The sequence below is a fragment of the Simplicispira lacusdiani genome (assembly GCF_003604195.1).
In the GTDB taxonomy this organism is placed as follows: Bacteria; Pseudomonadota; Gammaproteobacteria; order Burkholderiales; family Burkholderiaceae_C; genus Simplicispira; species Simplicispira lacusdiani.
This window is the reverse complement of sequence record NZ_QXGR01000044.1, coordinates 1-770: the sequence shown is the minus strand read 5'-3', so window position 1 is coordinate 770 and position 770 is coordinate 1. Positions and strand designations below refer to the sequence as shown.

Annotated in this window: 1 protein-coding gene; it reads left to right on the top strand. The window is 37.7% G+C overall.

Annotated features, from left to right (window positions below; all coding sequences use genetic code 11):
* Positions 1–155: 155 nt before the first annotated feature.
* A partial coding sequence (locus D8S75_RS18025; RefSeq protein WP_198673240.1) for a hypothetical protein occupies positions 156–770 on the top strand: 615 nt, incomplete at its 3' end.

Below are 770 nucleotides of genomic sequence, written 5' to 3'. Positions count from 1 at the left end.
CGATTTCGTAACGAAAGTTTTGTTTATAAAAACCGCGAAAACCTTCTGTAACAGATAGATTTTTACAGCGCTGATATACAATGACATCAGCTGTAATGGAAAATAACTGAAATATGAATGGCGAGAGACTGCTTGCTTGTATTAAGCAATGTATTATGCAGCACTTCCAACCTATGGTGTACGATGAAAGTAGGTGTGTAATCGAGACGACAAGGGGGACTTTTCCAGTTCCTGACAATTATAAGAAATACAAAACGTTAGCATTTGCATTTGTTGGACATGTACTGAATACAGACGACACACCGGTAATTGAAAAAGAACTGGATTGGCCTGATCCTGCACTAGTGTACAATACAATTGTCGATCGAATCATAAATCACCCAGAATTATCACAGTTTATATCGGTTGCATTTATTAGTCAGTTAAAGGCCACCATCGGAGAGGGTTTAGATATTAATGTAAAAGGCACGCTAAACCGCAGGGGAAAGGGTATCAGAAGGCCTAAAGGCGTATTTTTTAGATACATGGAATCTCCATTTGTCAATACAAAGGTCACTGCATTCTTCTCTTATCTTCGAGATTATAATAAAATTGCCTCAGAATATCACAATAATACTAAATTCATTCTCACGTTTTCATGTCAAGCATATTGGGCATCTGGCCCAAACTTCTCCGCCTTGAAGAATGTTATTAGGTGCTCCATAATTCATGAATACATTTCTAAGTTTGTGGAAAGAGAACAGGATAAAGGTCATATAGGAGATCAGGAG